This is a genomic window from Kribbella sp. NPDC049584, from assembly GCF_040675555.1.
In the GTDB taxonomy this organism is placed as follows: domain Bacteria; phylum Actinomycetota; class Actinomycetes; order Propionibacteriales; family Kribbellaceae; genus Kribbella.
The window spans coordinates 320,673-336,161 of the sequence record NZ_JBFAPF010000002.1; the positions used below are offsets into that span (position 1 = coordinate 320,673).

Annotated in this window: 13 protein-coding genes; 4 read left to right on the forward strand and 9 right to left on the reverse strand. The window is 67.5% G+C overall.

Annotation, left to right across the window (positions count from 1 at the left end; genetic code table 11):
- Positions 1-2 precede the first annotated feature (2 nt).
- The 4 genes from AB0J62_RS08290 to AB0J62_RS08305 all read right to left on the reverse strand — a co-directional run bounded on the left by AB0J62_RS08290 (position 3) and on the right by AB0J62_RS08305 (position 4,164).
- On the reverse strand, positions 3-437 hold the full coding sequence (locus AB0J62_RS08290; protein ID WP_363865803.1) for an SRPBCC family protein: 435 nt from the start codon (positions 435-437) through the stop codon (positions 3-5).
- Positions 434-1,330 (reverse strand): N-acyl homoserine lactonase family protein, encoded by an 897-nt coding sequence (locus tag AB0J62_RS08295; protein WP_363865806.1) that lies wholly within the window; start codon positions 1,328-1,330, stop codon positions 434-436. The genes AB0J62_RS08290 and AB0J62_RS08295 overlap by 4 nt, the downstream gene beginning before the upstream one ends.
- Positions 1,331-1,434: 104 nt before the next feature.
- Positions 1,435-2,121, reverse strand: coding sequence for a Crp/Fnr family transcriptional regulator (locus AB0J62_RS08300; protein WP_363865809.1), 687 nt, complete (start codon positions 2,119-2,121; stop codon positions 1,435-1,437).
- 27 nt (positions 2,122-2,148) lie between these two features.
- Positions 2,149-4,164 carry an MDR family MFS transporter gene (locus tag AB0J62_RS08305; RefSeq protein ID WP_363865812.1) on the reverse strand — a complete coding sequence of 672 codons (2,016 nt, stop codon included), beginning with the start codon at positions 4,162-4,164 and terminating at the stop codon, positions 2,149-2,151.
- A gap of 86 nt (positions 4,165-4,250) precedes the next feature.
- Here AB0J62_RS08305 and hemW point away from each other — a divergent pair, with 86 nt between their 5' ends.
- From hemW to AB0J62_RS08320, 3 genes are all read left to right on the forward strand, one after another.
- Positions 4,251-5,462, forward strand: coding sequence for a radical SAM family heme chaperone HemW (gene hemW, locus AB0J62_RS08310; protein ID WP_363865815.1), 1,212 nt, complete (start codon positions 4,251-4,253; stop codon positions 5,460-5,462).
- A gap of 220 nt (positions 5,463-5,682) precedes the next feature.
- A complete protein-coding gene (locus AB0J62_RS08315; RefSeq protein WP_363865818.1) occupies positions 5,683-7,008 on the forward strand; it encodes an extracellular solute-binding protein in 1,326 nt (441 codons plus the stop codon).
- Between the two features lie 105 nt (positions 7,009-7,113).
- On the forward strand, positions 7,114-8,121 hold the full coding sequence (locus AB0J62_RS08320; protein WP_363865821.1) for a LacI family DNA-binding transcriptional regulator: 1,008 nt from the start codon (positions 7,114-7,116) through the stop codon (positions 8,119-8,121).
- A 22-nt stretch (positions 8,122-8,143) separates the two neighbouring features.
- Here AB0J62_RS08320 and AB0J62_RS08325 read toward each other — a convergent pair whose 3' ends face one another.
- Positions 8,144-8,980: a hypothetical protein gene (locus AB0J62_RS08325; protein ID WP_363865824.1), complete on the reverse strand. Its 837-nt coding sequence runs from the start codon at positions 8,978-8,980 to the stop codon at positions 8,144-8,146.
- Between the two features lies 1 nt (position 8,981).
- Positions 8,982-9,569 carry a hypothetical protein gene (locus AB0J62_RS08330; protein ID WP_363865827.1) on the reverse strand — a complete coding sequence of 196 codons (588 nt, stop codon included), beginning with the start codon at positions 9,567-9,569 and terminating at the stop codon, positions 8,982-8,984.
- A gap of 118 nt (positions 9,570-9,687) precedes the next feature.
- On the opposite strand from AB0J62_RS08330, the gene AB0J62_RS08335 reads away from it, so the two are divergent.
- A complete protein-coding gene (locus tag AB0J62_RS08335; protein ID WP_363865830.1) occupies positions 9,688-12,264 on the forward strand; it encodes a DUF3376 domain-containing protein in 2,577 nt (858 codons plus the stop codon).
- On the opposite strand, the gene AB0J62_RS08340 is transcribed toward AB0J62_RS08335, so the two are convergent.
- The 3 genes from AB0J62_RS08340 to AB0J62_RS08350 form a co-directional block, all read right to left on the reverse strand.
- On the reverse strand, positions 12,239-13,063 hold the full coding sequence (locus tag AB0J62_RS08340; protein WP_363865833.1) for a DUF3097 domain-containing protein: 825 nt from the start codon (positions 13,061-13,063) through the stop codon (positions 12,239-12,241). The two genes, AB0J62_RS08335 and AB0J62_RS08340, sit on opposite strands and share 26 nt — an antisense overlap.
- Positions 13,064-13,072: 9 nt before the next feature.
- On the reverse strand, positions 13,073-14,608 hold the full coding sequence (locus tag AB0J62_RS08345) for an NCS1 family nucleobase:cation symporter-1 (RefSeq protein WP_363865836.1): 1,536 nt from the start codon (positions 14,606-14,608) through the stop codon (positions 13,073-13,075).
- A 90-nt stretch (positions 14,609-14,698) separates the two neighbouring features.
- Complete coding sequence (locus AB0J62_RS08350; protein ID WP_363865839.1) at positions 14,699-15,469, reverse strand: MBL fold metallo-hydrolase; 771 nt, start codon at positions 15,467-15,469, stop codon at positions 14,699-14,701.
- Between the last annotated feature and the right edge of the window lie 20 nt (positions 15,470-15,489).

Sequence of the window (15,489 nt, forward strand, 5' to 3'; positions counted from 1 at the left end):
CCTTAAGCCGGAGTCTGTTCGAGGAGCTGCTTCAACGCGGCGAGGTTTGCGGCGACCGCCGACTTGATGCGGCCAACGGCGATAGGGGCCAGGAGCTTCAACGGACCCGACGGCTGGAGGTCGACCGTGTTGGTGAGGATCACCCCACCCTCGACGGCTTCGAGGGTGTAAGTGAGGACGGCCGGAAGAGAGCTGAGTGTGCCGGAGACGGTGAGTTTCTGATCAGGGACTAGCTCGGTGATTTCCAGGGATTCCTCGCTGTGGACGGGGATCGTCCGGGTCTGCAGGTAGCGGGTGCCCACTCCGGGTGGACCGGGGGTGAGCTGCCGGGTTTCGGACAGCGCGTAGTTCCACCGCGGGAGGTTCTCGAGGTTCGCCAGGTAGGCGAAGACCGTGGCCAACGGACGTTCGATGGGGATCGTGTTGGTGAATTTCATTGCGGGCGCCGTGAGCTGTCGATGAGGCGCTGGGCCGCGGTGGGGTCGTGGGCGGGGAGGACGACGAGGCCCGGCAGGTGTTCGGCGAGGGTCAGGACCTTGTCAGTGGTCCGTGCGAGTTCGCCGCGGTCGCCGACTCCGGGAAGCTGGCGGCGTTCGAGCAGGCCGGCCTCGTACGTCAGGTCGCCGACCATCAGCAGTGGCGGCAGCTCGCGCCGGCGTACGAGCATCGAGATCGACCCCGGCGTGTGACCGGGCGTGGGGAACAGCAGGATCGATCCGTCGCCCATGACGTCGAACGCTCGAGGAAACGGCGTCAGGTCGACGTCGGTGGTGAAGTCGATGTGCTTCCAGCGCGCACCGGGTACGTCGATGTGCGACCGGAGAAAGCCGCGCCCCTCGGGCGAGAATCCGGACAGCTGGTCCCATTCCGCCCGGGTGATCAGCAGTTCGCTGCCGCCGAGGTGGGGGATCCCGCCGATGTGGTCCTGGTGCAGGTGCGAGATGACCGCCTTGTCGACGTCGGCGGTCGAGTACCCGAGGGTGCCCAGTTGCGCGTCGAGTGTTTCGTGCTCGGCAATGTGGAACTTGGCCAACCGGTCGTACACGACCCCGTTGAACCCGCCCGGGAAGTACGACGGATCGGTCACCGAGGCGCGATCCTGACCGGTGTCGAACAACACCAGTCCGTTCGCGTGCTCGATGACGTACACGTTGATCGGGCGCGGCGGCAGCCAGCGGCGGGACGTGAGCAGCCACCAGTACAAAGGCTTCCGCGAGCCGTAGGCGTGTTCGGGGTGGATCTCGACGCTACCGGTGCTGATCACCGACACCGCCTTGACGGGGTCACCGGTGCCGGTCCGCGCCGGCAATCTGGTCGCTTTCGTGGACATCTGAACTCCCTCCAGGCCCCGACGGATTCGGGGCCGAGGGCATCAGTCTTCGGGAGAGCTGCAGCCGCGTCTGTGACTTTTGTAGTGCGCGGGCGTAACCGAGGTCACGCGTCGTCCGGGTTCCAGGTCTGGTCGTGGAGACCGGTCGGATCGAGGACGTGGACCTTGTCGGCGGACGTGGCAACCAGCCCGGCCAGCCGGAACTCGCGCAGTACGCGCGCCACCACCTCGCGGACCGAACCGACGGAATCCGCCAGTTCCTGCTGGGACACCCGCGCGACGAGCTCGCCGCGGGGACCCTGCTGAGTCGACGCTAGGTCGAGCAGGTGAGAGGCCACCCGCTGTCGCACTGTGCCGAAGGCGTTGACCGCGGTCTGCTGCAGGTTCTCGTACAGCCGTCGACTGAGCTCCTCCGCGAGCACCCACCCGACCCGGCTGTCGGAGCGCGCCGCAGTCGTCAACAACCCGGCGTCGATCCGGAAGAGCGTGCATTCGGCCAGCGTCTGTACGCCGACATCGGCCGGGCCCGCGACCAGTACGGCGATCCCGAGTACGTCGCGAGCCCGCGCGTACCGGACTGTCACCTGACGCCCTTCCGGCGAGGACATGTAGACGCGCAGCAATCCCCGAACAACCAGCACGGCGCGCGGCGTGGACCGCTCGCGATACAGCGTGCTGCCGGCCGGGTAATCGATCCGATCACCCGTCGCCAGCAACCGCTCGATCAGCTCAGCCGGCAGCCCTCCGAGGAAGCTGCCGGCCAGAGCCGCCGCCACGTCCCCATCAGCCATCCCCCAAGCATGAGGCACCCGGCGAAGCTACGGAGTACTGGCCAGGGCCGCGGCGTGTTTGCCCGTGGTGAGCGATTGGCCCTGATCAATCATTTGTTCGGCGATGCGGTCCACGGCGTGGGAGAAGGCTTCGGAGTTCTCGGGGTCCCAGTCGGTGAGGCGGTCGAGCATCCAGATGCGGAAGGCGCCGACGAAGCGCTGGAACATCTCCATGCCGAGTTGGGTGAAGCGGTAGTGCCCGAGCGTCTCGGAAAGGTAGCCGTCGGCAACCAGTTGGTCGGCGAGCGGTTCGAGCGCGCCGGGTGGCATGCGCAGGTCGCCGGTGATCTCGGCCAGGGTCGCCGAGCCTTTCTCGGCGCCGCCGCGGAAGACGCGCATGATCATCCAGGCCTGGGCGTTGGTGAGCGGGATACCGGACTCGGCCAGGACCTCGGGCGCGGGGTTGCGCTTGTGGTGTTGTACGACGAGTGCCGCGAGCTTCTGCAGCTCGTGCTCGGAGTCGAACGACGCCGGGGCCGCGAAGTTCTCGCCGACATCGGAAGCGGCCATGCGCGCGGAGTCGCGGAGCGGGACCTCCTTCAGCAGCAGCGCAGTGATGAACCCGAGTGCGGCCACCGGGACGGCCCACAGGAACACGGTGTGCAAGGAGTCGGCGTACGCCGCTGTGACCGCCGACCGCATCGAGTCAGGGAGCTTGCGCACGCCGTCGACCGTCGTCACCACGCGGGGATCCGCGCCGGTGGCCCGGACGGCTTCGGCCAGGTGAACCGGCAGTTGGTGGGAGTAGATCGACCCGAACACTGCCACCCCGAACGAGCTGCCCATCGTGCGCAGGAAGCTCACCCCGGACGTCGCGACGCCGAGATCCGCGTAGTCGACGGTGCTCTGGACAACGACCGTCGGGACCGGCATGCACAGGCCGACACCCAGTCCGAGGACGACCATGTAGCCGGCCGTCACGACGTACGACGTGGAGTTGTCGAGCAGGGACAGCAGGAACAGCCCGACCCCGATGAGGATCGTGCCGACGATCGGAAACACGCGGTAACGACCCGTCTTGCTGATCGTCTGACCGGTTACGACCGACGCAACCAGCAGACCGCCGACCAGAGGCAGCATCTGCAGGCCGGACTCGGTCGCCGAGGCGCCGTGCACGAACTGCAGGTACGTCGGTAGGTACGTGACCCCGCCGAGCATCGCGAACCCGATGATGAAGCTCATCACCGCGCATACCGTGAACACCCCGGACCGGAACAAACGCAACGGCAGCAACGGCTCCGCGGCTCGTTGCTCGACCAGGACAAAGAGGCCGAGGGCAACCAGTGAGCCGATCGCCATCGAGATGATGACGGGCGACGTCCAGTCGTACTCGTTGCCGCCCCAGGTCGTCACCAGCGTCAGCCCGGTCGCGGCGAGACCGATGAACAGGATGCCGAGATAGTCGATCTTCGGCTCGATCGCGGCCTTCACCGACGGCAACGTGATCGAGGCAACGACCAGTACGACGATGCCGAGCGGGATGTTCACGTAGAACGCCCAGCGCCAGCTCAGGTGGTCGACGAACAGCCCGCCGAGCAGCGGACCGGCGACGGTCGAGACACCGAAGACCGAGCCCATCACGCCCTGGTACTTCCCGCGTTCGCTCAGCGGTACGACGTCCGCGATCACGGCCATCGCGGTCACCATGATCCCGCCGGCGCCGAGGCCCTGGATCGCGCGGGAGCCGACCAGCCACAGCATCGAGTCGGCCATCCCGCACAGGGCCGAGCCGGCGAGGAACAGCACGACGCTGATCAGGAACATCGGCTTGCGTCCGTACAGGTCGCCGAACTTGCCGACCAGCGCGGTCATGATCGTCTCGGCGAGCAGGTACGACGTGACGACCCAGGACAGGTGGTTGGCGCCGCCGAGGTCACTGACGATGGTGGGCAGCGCGGTTGCGACGATCGTTTGATCGAGGGCCGCGAGCAACATTCCGAGCATGATCGCGACCACGACCGCGTTCCGGGTGCGACGTCCGACAGGCTGAGCCTCGGTGTCCATACGCCGAATGTAGCCATTTCCGGACATCGTGTGACCACGGAACGACGGAGATCCGATCAAGAAAAAGAGGTCCGTAGGATAGGTGGGTGCCGTCAACAGTGCCCGAGGGGGAGGTTGCGCCCCGGGACGGGGCGTTGCCGGAGTCCGCCGTGCGCGAAGCCGCGGACCGGCCGTTGGGGTTCTACCTTCATGTGCCGTTCTGTGCCTCGCGGTGCGGCTACTGCGACTTCAACACGTACACCGCCAAGGAGCTCGGTGGCGGTGGGTCGCAGGCGTCGTACGCCGAGACCGCCGTCCGCGAGGTGCGACTGGCTCGTCGCGTGCTGGGGGAGCTCGACCGTCCGGTCGACACCGTATTCTTCGGGGGCGGTACGCCGACGTTGCTGCCGGCCGCCGATCTCGGGAAGATGCTGGCCGCCGTTCGCGACGAATTCGGGCTGGCTCCCGGCGCGGAGGTGACGACCGAGGCCAACCCGGAGTCGGTCGACCCCGCGTACCTCGAGGAGCTGCGGGCCGTCGGCTTCAATCGGGTCAGCTTTGGCATGCAGAGTGCGTCGTCGCATGTGCTCAAGATCCTCGACCGCCAGCACACCCCTGGGCGCGCGTTGCAGGCGGTCAAGGAGGCGACCGCGGCCGGCTTCGAGCACGTCAACCTCGATCTGATCTACGGCACCCCGGGCGAGTCACTGGACGACTGGCGCGCCTCGCTCGAGTCGGCGCTGTCCGCTCAGCCCGACCACGTCAGCGCGTACGCGTTGATCGTCGAGGACGGGACGCAGCTCGCGCGGCGGATCCGGCGCGGTGAACTGCCGATGCCGGACGACGACGATCTGGCCGACAAGTACATCCTGGCCGACGAGCTGCTCTCCGCCGAAGGTCTGCGCTGGTACGAGGTCTCCAACTGGGCCCGCAGTACGGCGGCCCGCTGCCGCCACAACGAGCTCTACTGGCGCGGCGACACCTGGTGGGGCATCGGCCCTGGCGCCCACAGCCACGTGGGCGGCACCCGCTGGTGGAACGTGAAGCATCCCAGCGCATACGCCGAACGCCTCAACGCCGACGAAAGCCCGGCCCAAGCCCGCGAAATCCTCGACGAGGAAACCCGCCGCATCGAACGAGTCCTCCTCGAGGTGCGCTTGGAGGCCGGCCTACCGCGAGAGGTCCTGGACGAGCCCGGCCGCGCCGCCGCTGCTCAGGTAGTCGAGGACGGCCTCGCGGTGCTGACCGGCGACCGCCTGGTGCTGACCGACCGAGGCCGGCTGCTGGCCGACGCGGTCGTTCGCGACCTGCTGCCCTGAGGCCGGTCACTCACAGCTAACTCCCAACGTGTGCATCCCTCGGTGATCGTCGGGATTCGCAGGGTGACCAGCGGTGACACTATGTCAGGACTTGGTGGGGGTCGTATCTCAGGGTGACCGGGGAGTGCTTGACATATCCGGTTTGGACGATTGAGACTCAGGTCACTTTCGCGATCCGAGAGCGCTCTCAACTCCGTCCAAGTTCCAGGGAGCACGTCACATGCGGCCCAGTGCCCGCTACCGCCCCATCGCCGGACTGCTGGCCTGCGCCGCGGTTCTGCTCGTCACCGCGGCCTGCGGCGGCGGTTCCAGTTCGTCCGATCCGAGCGCTGCCACGAAGAACGGGCCGAAGATCGAGCTCACCATCGCCACGTTCAACGAGTTCGGGTACGACGACCTGTACGCGGAGTACGAGGCCGCGCACCCGAACATCACGATCGTCCAGCAGCACGCGAAGACGGTCGACGACCACGTCAAGAACCTGGACGCGAACCTCGCGTCCGGGACCGGTCTGGCCGACATCGAGGCGATGGAGGTCAGCTGGATCTACAAGTACCTGGCCAAGGCCGACAAGTTCGTCGACCTGCGGCAGTACGGCGCGAACGACCTGAAGGACCGCTGGCTCGACTGGAAGGTGGCCGGCGCGACCACCCAGGACGGGAAGATCATCGGGTACGGCACCGACATCGGGCCGGAGGCGATCTGCTACCGGCGCGACCTGTTCGCGAAGGCCGGGCTGCCGACCGACCGGACGGAGGTCGCGAAGCTGTTCCAGGACTGGCCGTCGTACTTCGCGACCGGGCGGAAGTTCAAGCAGCGCGTTCATGGTTCGGCCTGGTACGACTCCGCCGTACTGACCTGGGAGGCGATGCGCAACCAGCTGATCCAGGCGTACTACTCCAACGAGGACCGCTTCCTCGCCGACGAGAACCCGCGACTGAAGTCGACCTGGAACCAGGTCGTGGCCGGGAGCAAGGACGGTCTGTCCGCCGGGCTCGTCGCCTGGAGCGACGAGTGGAACGCGGCCTTCCGCACCGACAAGTTCGCGACGATGGCATGCCCGGGCTGGCTGCTCGGCGTGATCCAGGACAACGCGGGCAGCTTCGGGAAGGGCAAGTGGGACGTCGCCGACGTGTTCCCCGGCGGTGGCGGCAACTGGGGCGGCTCGTACCTGACCGTGCCGATCCAGTCGCCGCAGCCGGAGGAGGCAGCGAAGCTGGCTGCCTGGCTGACCGCTCCCGAGCAGCAGGTCAAGGTGTTCAAGAAGATCGGTTCGTTCCCCTCGACGCTCGACGCGTACAACGACCCGCAGGTGAAGTCCCAGGTCAATCCGTACTTCAACAAGGCGCCGGTGGGACAGATCTTCATCAACCGGGCCCGGAACGTGATCCTCAAGCAGCACAAGGGTCCCCGCGACGGTGAGATCAACCAGATCTTCAGCGCCGCGCTGGCGCGGGTCGACAACGGCAAGCAGTCGCCGGATGCTGCGTGGGACCAGGCTCTCGACCAGGCAGAGAAGGTTGCCGATACCCGGGTCGGGAACTGAAGAAATCTGTCAACACGCCCCGGCGGGTGGCCAACGGCTGACGCGCGTTCGACCTAGGACGTACTACCGTGTGAAGGCAGGCCGATCGACAGCCGAGGAGGGCCGATGGACGGGTCTGGTTCTCCGACGCTGGAACAGGTTGCGGCGGTCGCCGGGGTGTCGCGCGCGACGGTCTCGCGGGTTGTGAACGGCTCGCCGAAGGTGTTGCCGGAGACGGTCGCCGCGGTCGAGCAGGCGATCCGGCAGTTGGGGTATGTGCCGAACCGGGCGGCTCGCGCGCTGGTGACACGTCGTACGGATTCGGTGGCGATCGTCGTACCGGAGCCGGACAGCCGGGTGTTCTCGGACCCTTTCTTCGCTGGGATGCTGAGTGGGGTCAGCCGGACGTTGGCGCCGACGTCGTCGCAGTTGGTGCTGTTGATCGAGCCGGCTGAGGGGGACGACCAGCGGTTCATCCGGTACTTGCGCGGCGGGCATGTGGATGGCGCGATCATCATCAGCCACCACGGTCGTGACAACGTGCTGCAGGAGTTGGCGCAGTTGCCGTTGCCGATCGTTTTCAGCGCGCGGCCGCTCGGGGTCGACGTACCGGTGGCCAGCGTCGACGTGGACAACGTCGCCGGTGCGCGGACCGGTGTCGAGCATCTGCTCGCGATCGGCCGGCGGAAGGTCGCGACGATTGCCGGGCCGCTCGACATGACTGCTGGTCTTGACCGACTGACCGGCTACAAGGATGTGATGAAGGAAGCCGGCTTGCCGGCGCTGATCGAGTACGGCGACTTCACGGCGGACGGCGGCGAGCAGGCGACGCTGCGGTTGCTGGATGCGCATCCGGATCTTGATGGTCTGTTCGTTGCGTCGGACCTGATGGCGACTGCTGCTCTTCGGGTGTTGTCCGAGCGCGGGCGCCGGGTTCCGTCCGACGTCGCGGTGGTCGGCTTCGACGACTCGGTCCTGGCCACCACGACCACACCCAAACTCACCACAGTCCGCCAGCCGGTCGAACAACTCGGCGCCCGCCTCGCCGAAATCCTGCTGGCCAAGATCGGCGGAGCACACCTCACCAGCCCCGAGATCTACAACACCGAACTCATCATCCGCGACAGCGCCTGACCTTCGTCCGACCTGCTTGGGGCTAGGGCGGGTCGTTCTGGAATTGGAACTGGACGCGGATCGAGTCGTCGAGGGGGATGACGACGGTGGTGTTGGAGGGGGACCAGGTCTGGGGGACCAGGAAGAGGCGGTTCTGGCCTACGACGAGGAGGCGGAGGCCTCGGTAGCGGTAGTTGAAGGTCTGGCCGGTGCCGGCGCGGAGGGTGGTTTCTTCGATGCCGGGAGAGCGGAGGGCCAGCTTCTCCTTGGTGTCGAGGATGACGACCGGGAAGCGGTTCAGGTGGCGGGCGTCGGCGCGGGCCAGGCCGCGGCCGGAGTACTGCGCTGTGGTCGCGGTTGCCCAGAAGGCGCAGGTGACGGTCGCGACGGCGAGGAGCGCGATGAGGACGCGTTGCGGGCCGAGGGTCGGGTCGGCTTTGCGGCGGAGATAGGTGAGGTAGGCAAGCGCCGCGGCCGCGAACCCGATCACGGCGGGGACGATCAGGGCGTAGTACGGAAGCTGGCCGATGAGTGGATAGGCGAGGAGACCGGCTACGCCCACGACGAGGATCAGTACTGCGACGCGGGCGGCGCGGCGTACTGCGACGGGGGTCGGGTGGATCGCGTTGTGCAGAAGAAGAGCGGCCACCGCGAGCAACGTGATCACCAGGAGCGGGACGAGCAGCGGCTGTGGACTGCGCATCACGTAGTCCTGCGTGCTCAGGCCGATCGTGTCGACGTCGATCCCGAAGTACTCGTACTGCGAACGCGAGGAGACGTAGCCGAAGTAGAACAGCAGTGCGCTGAGCAGCGTCACCGGCGTGATGATGCCGGCGGCGAAGCTGATCCAGCGCTCAGCCTGCGACCGTTCGTCGGCCATCTCAGCCCGTCGGCGTTTCAGGCGTTTCGGGCGTCTCAGGCGTCTCGGTCGGCACGGCCGTCAGGACGATCTGGCTGCCACTCCGGCCGAGCAGACTGTCGCAGTCGGACTGACTCTCGCACGTTGCCTGGCCCGGAACCTCGAGAGTGGTGCTGCCGGAGCCGGCGAGCTGGCGGACGCCGACGTAGCAGGTGTCGTGCTGGTCGGCCGTCCACCGGACGCCGGGGCAGGCTGGAAGGTCTCCGGGGCAGGACTGCTGATCAGCCGCGAAGACGCCCTCGGGCTTGAAGGTTGCCGAACCCAACTCGATCGTGGTGCCGGCCGGGAGCGAGGTGTCGGTCAAGCTGACCGAGTAGCAGTTCGGATGCTGGTCGTCGACGGACGAGCCGCCGATCGGGAGCGACGCGATGCTGATCGACGGTTGTTTCTGCTCGGGTTGGGTCGACTCGGCATCGGTCGGTTCGGGTGCCGGTTCAGTGGTGTCGTCGGCGGTCACGGTCACCGCGGGCGTCGGCGTACCCCCATCGCTCGACGAGCACCCCGTCAGCAACAGGACTGCCACCGAGACCGTCGCAACCAACGCTCGCATGACAACCACCCCCACGACCCAGAATGACCCTCTGTGCAGACCGCGACAACCTTTTGTTCACTCTCCGCTGCGACAACGGTGCATCCGTGATATCCCTAAGAACAAAAGGGGGACCTGAATGACCGACCACGAGATCCGGATCGCGCTGGTTCTGAACGGTGGTGTCAGCCTGGCGGTCTGGATGGGCGGGGTGACGCACGAGCTGGATCTGATCCGGCGGGCGTCCGGCGGGTCCGACGCGCCGCCGTCCCAGCCGTACGACGCTGTGCTAGCGGACCGCTGGCGGGAGTTGTGCCATCGGGGCGAGGAGCGGCGGCGCGTGGTGGTCGACGTGATCGCGGGGACGAGTGCCGGCGGGCTGAACGGTTCGTTGCTGGCGACAGCGATCGCGAACGGTTCGACGCTGGACCCCGACGGCGACGACGGTCCCTGGCTGCGGCAGAAGTGGGTCGGGCTCGGATCGCTCGACGTCGGCAAACTGGTGCCGTCGGCCGGCGTGAAGACGACATCGGTGCTCGACGGCAAGTATTTCCTGCAGCAACTCGAGGACCTGCTCAAGGGCGTGGCCGACGCGGGTGACAGCGACGCCGAGGAGCCTGTGACGTTGTTCGTCACGGCATCCGGGCTCGGCGTGCAGCAGTTCAAGGCCCGGGACGCGGCCGGGCAGGCATTCGTCGTGCCCGATCATCGGTACCTGTACGGGTTCACGAGCGAGGATGCCCCGACGTACGACGGGGCCAGGCGCAAGTTCTCGGTCAAGGACAAGAACGGGCTGAAGGACACCGAGCTGCTCGCGCGGGCGGCGCGCGCGTCCGCGTCGTTCCCGGCCGCGTTCGGTCCGGTGCTGGAGACGCCCGAGCTGGCCGCGAGCCCGCCGCGGATACAGCCCGGTCCGGCCGAGGCGGGATCGTGGCTGGTGGACGGCGGCGTGCTCGACAACGCGCCGTTCGGTCCGGTGCTCGACGTGGTCGCCCGGCGGCCGGTGACCGGCAAGGCCACCCGCTACGTGCTGTACGTCGTGCCGTCCGCGGGGATCGGGCACGCGTCGACTGCGTTGCCAGGTGCGAAGGAGCCGAGCTGGCGGGTGGCCGCATTGTCCGCGGTGCAGTTCCCGCGCGAGGTGGACTTCCGGTCCGACGTCGAGCAGCTCGAGCGGTTGCTGCTGGAGGCGGACGCGTCCTGGTCGGATACCCAGCGGCTCTTCGACCGTTGCCTGAAGCAACCAGAAGAGCGCGCCCGGTTGAAGGCGGCCGCGACCGCGCTGCAACCGGTGTACTCGCGAGGTCGTGCGGCCGGCGGGGTGTGGGAGGCCGTGACGATCGCGAGCCACGACCAGTCGACCGTGCTGGATGCCGCGACCGCGCTGTCGGAGTCGGAGATCGACGAGATCCTCGCGACAGAGCATCCGTGGGTGCCGGGGCCGGACGGTTCGACGACCGCCGTACGCAACGATGCCGACGGCAACCCGAGCTGGCTGTGGGGGACCGGGGCGGCCGAGCGCACCGTCCGGCTGATCCTGCGTTCGCTGCGCAATCAGATCAGCAAGGCGCCGCGCGCCGAGCGCGCGGAGCTGGACAAGCGGCTGACCGCCACGAGCGATTGTCTGATGAAGGTGCAGGCCGTCCGCGACGCTCTCGACGTCGCGTTGGCCGCGGCGGATCTGGACCTGCGACCGGCCGGTGGCGCGGAGGCTGTTGCGGTCGGGCTGAACGACATCTTCGAACAGTTGCAGATCCAGCGAGCGCTCGGTGACGCGTTCGCCGAGCTGGTCGCGGTCGTCGGCTGGGAGCTCGTCGACACCGCGCTCGAAGTAGAGATCGTGTCTCGTTGTACGTCGGCACGCACGCCGCAGCAGCGCAGCGCGCCGTTCCAGTTCCTCCGGCTCGGGCCGGACATCCCACTCGCCGTACTCGACGAACTCCAGGAAGGCTCGATCGCGAACCAGCTCAACGAGCGCATCCTGTACGGCAGTCAGGTCGGGCACTTCGGCGCGTTCGGTGCGGCCGACTGGCGGCGGTGGGACTGGTTGATGGGCCGGCTGCACTGCGTCGCGCATCTCGGCGCGATGCTCGGTGCGGACGGGGACTGGATCCGCGAGACCCAGCGGCAGGTGCTGCAGGCCGAGGGCTGGGAGATCAAAGCGGTCGCCGAGCGGATCGAGCGGCTGGCCAGGGACTTCCCGGTCGATGCCGGCATCGGCGCGCTGGTGACGATGCGCAACGAGCTCAACGCGTCGCCCGAGGGCCGTGCGATCACCAAGGGCATTGCCGACCGGATGGTCGACGTCTCGTCCGGTCTCGGTCCCGAGGTCGGCAACTGGGTGAAGGCAGCTGCGGGCCGCAAGCACCAGCCCGGTTCGTGGCTGCTGCGTACGGCGCGCTGGTTCACCGAGCCGGCCCGGCAGACGGCCTGGGAGCGGATGGTCCGCGGCGCCAAGCTGACGCCGGCGCAGCGGCCGCAGATCTTCGAGCCGTGGTTGCCTGCAGCAACAGCTGTGATCGGCATCCTGCTGCTGATCCTCGCGGGCACCGTCGACGCCGTACGCATCATCGCAGCGCTTCTCGCCGGAGCAGTGCTTGCCTTGAGCGCCGTGCTCGGCGTCGTCACCTGGTATGTACGACGCGCCCGCCGCCGGATCCGCGCGTGGCTCGAGCGGCGGATGCCGGAGATCAGTCCAGAGTCACGAAATCGATGAGCTCCTCGACCCGGCCGAGCAGCGCCGGGTCCAGGTCGGCGAAGCTGTTGACCTTGGACAGGATGTGTTTCCAGGCGGCGGCCACGTCGGCCTGATCGGTGGCCGGCCAGCCGAACGACTGCAGCACGCCCTTCTTCCAGTCCTGGCCCTTCGGGATCCGCGGCCACGCCTTGATCCCGACCGACGACGGCTTCACCGCTTCCCAGATGTCGATGAACGGGTGGCCGACAACGTGCACGTAGCGGTTGCTGACCTGCGCGGCGATCTTCGACTCCTTCGATCCCTCGACCAGGTGATCGACGAGTACGCCGAGGCGCCGGCCGGGGGCGGGCTGGAACCGGTTGACGATCTCGACCAGATCGTCGACGCCCTCGAGGTACTCGACCACGACGCCCTCGATCCGCAGGTCGTCACCCCAGACCTTCTCGACCAGCTCGGCGTCGTGCCGGCCCTCGACGTAGATCCGGCTGGCGCGCGCGACCTTGGCCCGGACGTTGTCGACCGCGACCGAGCCGGACGCGGTGCGGGTCTTCTTCGCCGGGCCGGCCTTCTTCGGCGGCCTCAGGCTGACCGGTTTGCCGTCGATCCAGAAGCCCGGACCGAGCGGGTACGTGCGGATCTTGCCGTGCCGGTCCTCGAGATCGACGACGCCGTGCTCCCAGCGCACGATCGCGCCGACGAACCCCGACGTGGGCTCCTCGACGACCATCCCCTTCTCGATCGCGACCTCGACGGTCCGCCCGTTCTTCGGCTTACGCCAGTCCCCACTGAGTACGTCGTTCCCATACCTGTCAGCCACGCGCCCACTCTAGTAAGACGGAGCGGCATGCGACGCGGTCGACTGGCGGCTCGGCGCGGTCAGTGTGAGGGCGAAGTACGCCAGGAAACCGACGACCAGACCGACGGCCCACGAGTAGTCGTAGAGCGGCTTGAGGAACGGGATCAGGCCGTCCTGCGGGAACGGGCCGGCGCCCGGGTTCGAGTACGCGCCTCCGACCGCGAGCAGTGAGCCGAGGAGGGTCGCGACGACACCGCGCCAGTTCCAGCCGGCGGAGTACCAGTAGCGGCCGTTCGGTTGGTACAGATCCGCGAGGAACAGGTTGGTGCGGTCGATCAGCCAGTACCCCGCGATCAGCACACCGGCCACCGAGGCGAGCAGACCGCCGTAGAACGACAGCCAGACGAAGATGTAGATCGACGGGTCCGAGATCAGCCGCCACGGCTGGATCACGATGCCGATCACGCCGGTCACCAGACCCGCGGTCCGGAAGTTCAGCCAGCGCGGCAACGCGTTCGCGAAGTCGTACGACGGACTCACCACGTTGGCCGCGACGTTGCAGGACATCGTCGCGAGGATCGCCATGATCAGGCCGATCGTGACGATCACCGGGTTCTCGAACCGGCGGGTGAGCTCGACCGGGTCCCAGATGGCCGAGCCGTACAGCACGACAGTGCCGGAGGTGGTGATGATCGAGACCAGTGCGATGAACGACATCGTCGTCGGCAGCCCGATGATCTGTCCCCAGACCTGTTGCCGCTGGCCCTTTCCGAACCGGGTGAAGTCCGGCATGTTCAGCGACAGCGTGGCCCAGAACGCGATCATGCCCATCAGCGACGGCGCGAAGATCTTCCAGAAGTCGGCGTCCCAGCCGAGTTTCGACGGCTGCGACAGGATCGGCCCGAAACCGCCGGCCTTGACCAGGATCGCGACCATCAGCGCCACGAACGCGACCGTCACCAGCGGCGCCGCCCAGTTCTCGAACCGGCGCAGACCCTCGATACCGCGGAAGATCAGCACCATCTGCAGCACCCAGAAGAACGCGAAGCTCAGCCACATCGTCCATGGGTGGCCGCCGATCGCCGACGCGTTCAGCCAACCCTTGCCGAACAGTTCGCCGACGATGACGTAGATCGCCTGGCCGCCGATCCAGGTCTGGATCCCGAACCAGCCGCAGGCGATGAACGCCCGCAGCAGCGCCGGGAAGTTCGCACCGCGGACGCCGTAGAACGCCCGCGCGAACACCGGGAACGGGATGCCGTACTTCGTTCCGGCGTGACTGTTCAGCAGCAGCGGCACGAGCACGATCAGGTTCCCCAGCGTGATCGTGAGGAACGCCTGCAGCCAGTTCATCCCGATCGCGACCAGCCCGGAGGCGAGCAGGTAGCTGGGGATGTTGTGCGCCATCCCCATCCACAACGCCGCGTAGTTGTACGTCGTCCAGGTCCGCTCGGGCAACCGGGTCGGCGCGAGTTCGGCGTTCGCGTACGGACTGTTCGCCAGCGCGTCGGGATCGGTCAGTTCGACTCGTCCATCGGAGTGAACAGTCTGCTCAAGAGTGGCCACAGGTCCCACCTCATCCGGGTCGGGCGATGTCCGTTCCGAACAAGTTGCGCGACGAGATGACGTCGTGTCAACGGACAACTACCCGAAAGGTCATCCCGGGCCGAGAAGCGGCAGGCTCGGCCGTTGCGGCGTGCCCAAGGCCTGGTAGCCGCGGCGGATCGCGTCCTGGAGTTTCTCGACCGGCCACGGCCAGTCCTCGGTGTGCTCGAGCGCAGCGTCGAGCGGCGTACCGGCGTGGTGCAGCGTCGAGATCGTGTTGGCGACTCTGCCGAGCTCGATCGCCTGGTCGCGGGCGAACTCGATGTCGACGACGGCGCCGTGCCCGGGAACGATCTTGGTTGCCGCGGTCATCATCCCGACCGCGGCCTCGATCGTGTCCGGCCACTCGAGCGGGAACGAGTCCTCGCCGTACGACGGGGGCGCCGACTCCTCGATCAGATCGCCGACGAAGACCACATCCACATCCGGTACGACGACGACCGTGTCGCCGGACGTGTGCGCGTTGCCGACGTACAAGAGCTCGACGCGACGGTCGCCGAGGTCGATCACCTTGGCGGCGGCGAACGTCGTACCGGCGAGGTTCTCTTCGGCCGCGGCGTTCTCGTGCAGGTAGACGGTGGCGTCGGTGAAGACGCTGTTGCCGGCGACGTGGTCGAAGTGTGCGTGGGTGTTGACAACCCAGCGGACGGGCAGGTCGGTCAGCTCGCGGATGTGTTCACGCAACTGCTCGGCCTCTTCGGTGGTGGCGCGGGTGTCGATCACCAGAGCGCCTTCGGATCCGACGACCAGGCCGACGTTCAGGTCCCATTCGTCGTACCGCCGAACCCAGGTGCGATCGCCGATCTCGGTCCACTCACTCATGGCTCCGACACTACTTGCCG

Coding starts and splice junctions, on each gene's coding strand:
- AB0J62_RS08290 (WP_363865803.1), bottom strand. CDS start 437: ATGAAATTCACCAACACGATCCCCATCGAACGTCCGTTGGCCACGGTC.
- AB0J62_RS08295 (WP_363865806.1), bottom strand. CDS start 1,330: ATGTCCACGAAAGCGACCAGATTGCCGGCGCGGACCGGCACCGGTGAC.
- AB0J62_RS08300 (WP_363865809.1), bottom strand. CDS start 2,121: ATGGCTGATGGGGACGTGGCGGCGGCTCTGGCCGGCAGCTTCCTCGGA.
- AB0J62_RS08305 (WP_363865812.1), bottom strand. CDS start 4,164: ATGGACACCGAGGCTCAGCCTGTCGGACGTCGCACCCGGAACGCGGTC.
- AB0J62_RS08315 (WP_363865818.1), top strand. CDS start 5,683: ATGCGGCCCAGTGCCCGCTACCGCCCCATCGCCGGACTGCTGGCCTGC.
- AB0J62_RS08320 (WP_363865821.1), top strand. CDS start 7,114: ATGGACGGGTCTGGTTCTCCGACGCTGGAACAGGTTGCGGCGGTCGCC.
- AB0J62_RS08325 (WP_363865824.1), bottom strand. CDS start 8,980: ATGGCCGACGAACGGTCGCAGGCTGAGCGCTGGATCAGCTTCGCCGCC.
- AB0J62_RS08330 (WP_363865827.1), bottom strand. CDS start 9,569: ATGCGAGCGTTGGTTGCGACGGTCTCGGTGGCAGTCCTGTTGCTGACG.
- AB0J62_RS08335 (WP_363865830.1), top strand. CDS start 9,688: ATGACCGACCACGAGATCCGGATCGCGCTGGTTCTGAACGGTGGTGTC.
- AB0J62_RS08350 (WP_363865839.1), bottom strand. CDS start 15,469: ATGAGTGAGTGGACCGAGATCGGCGATCGCACCTGGGTTCGGCGGTAC.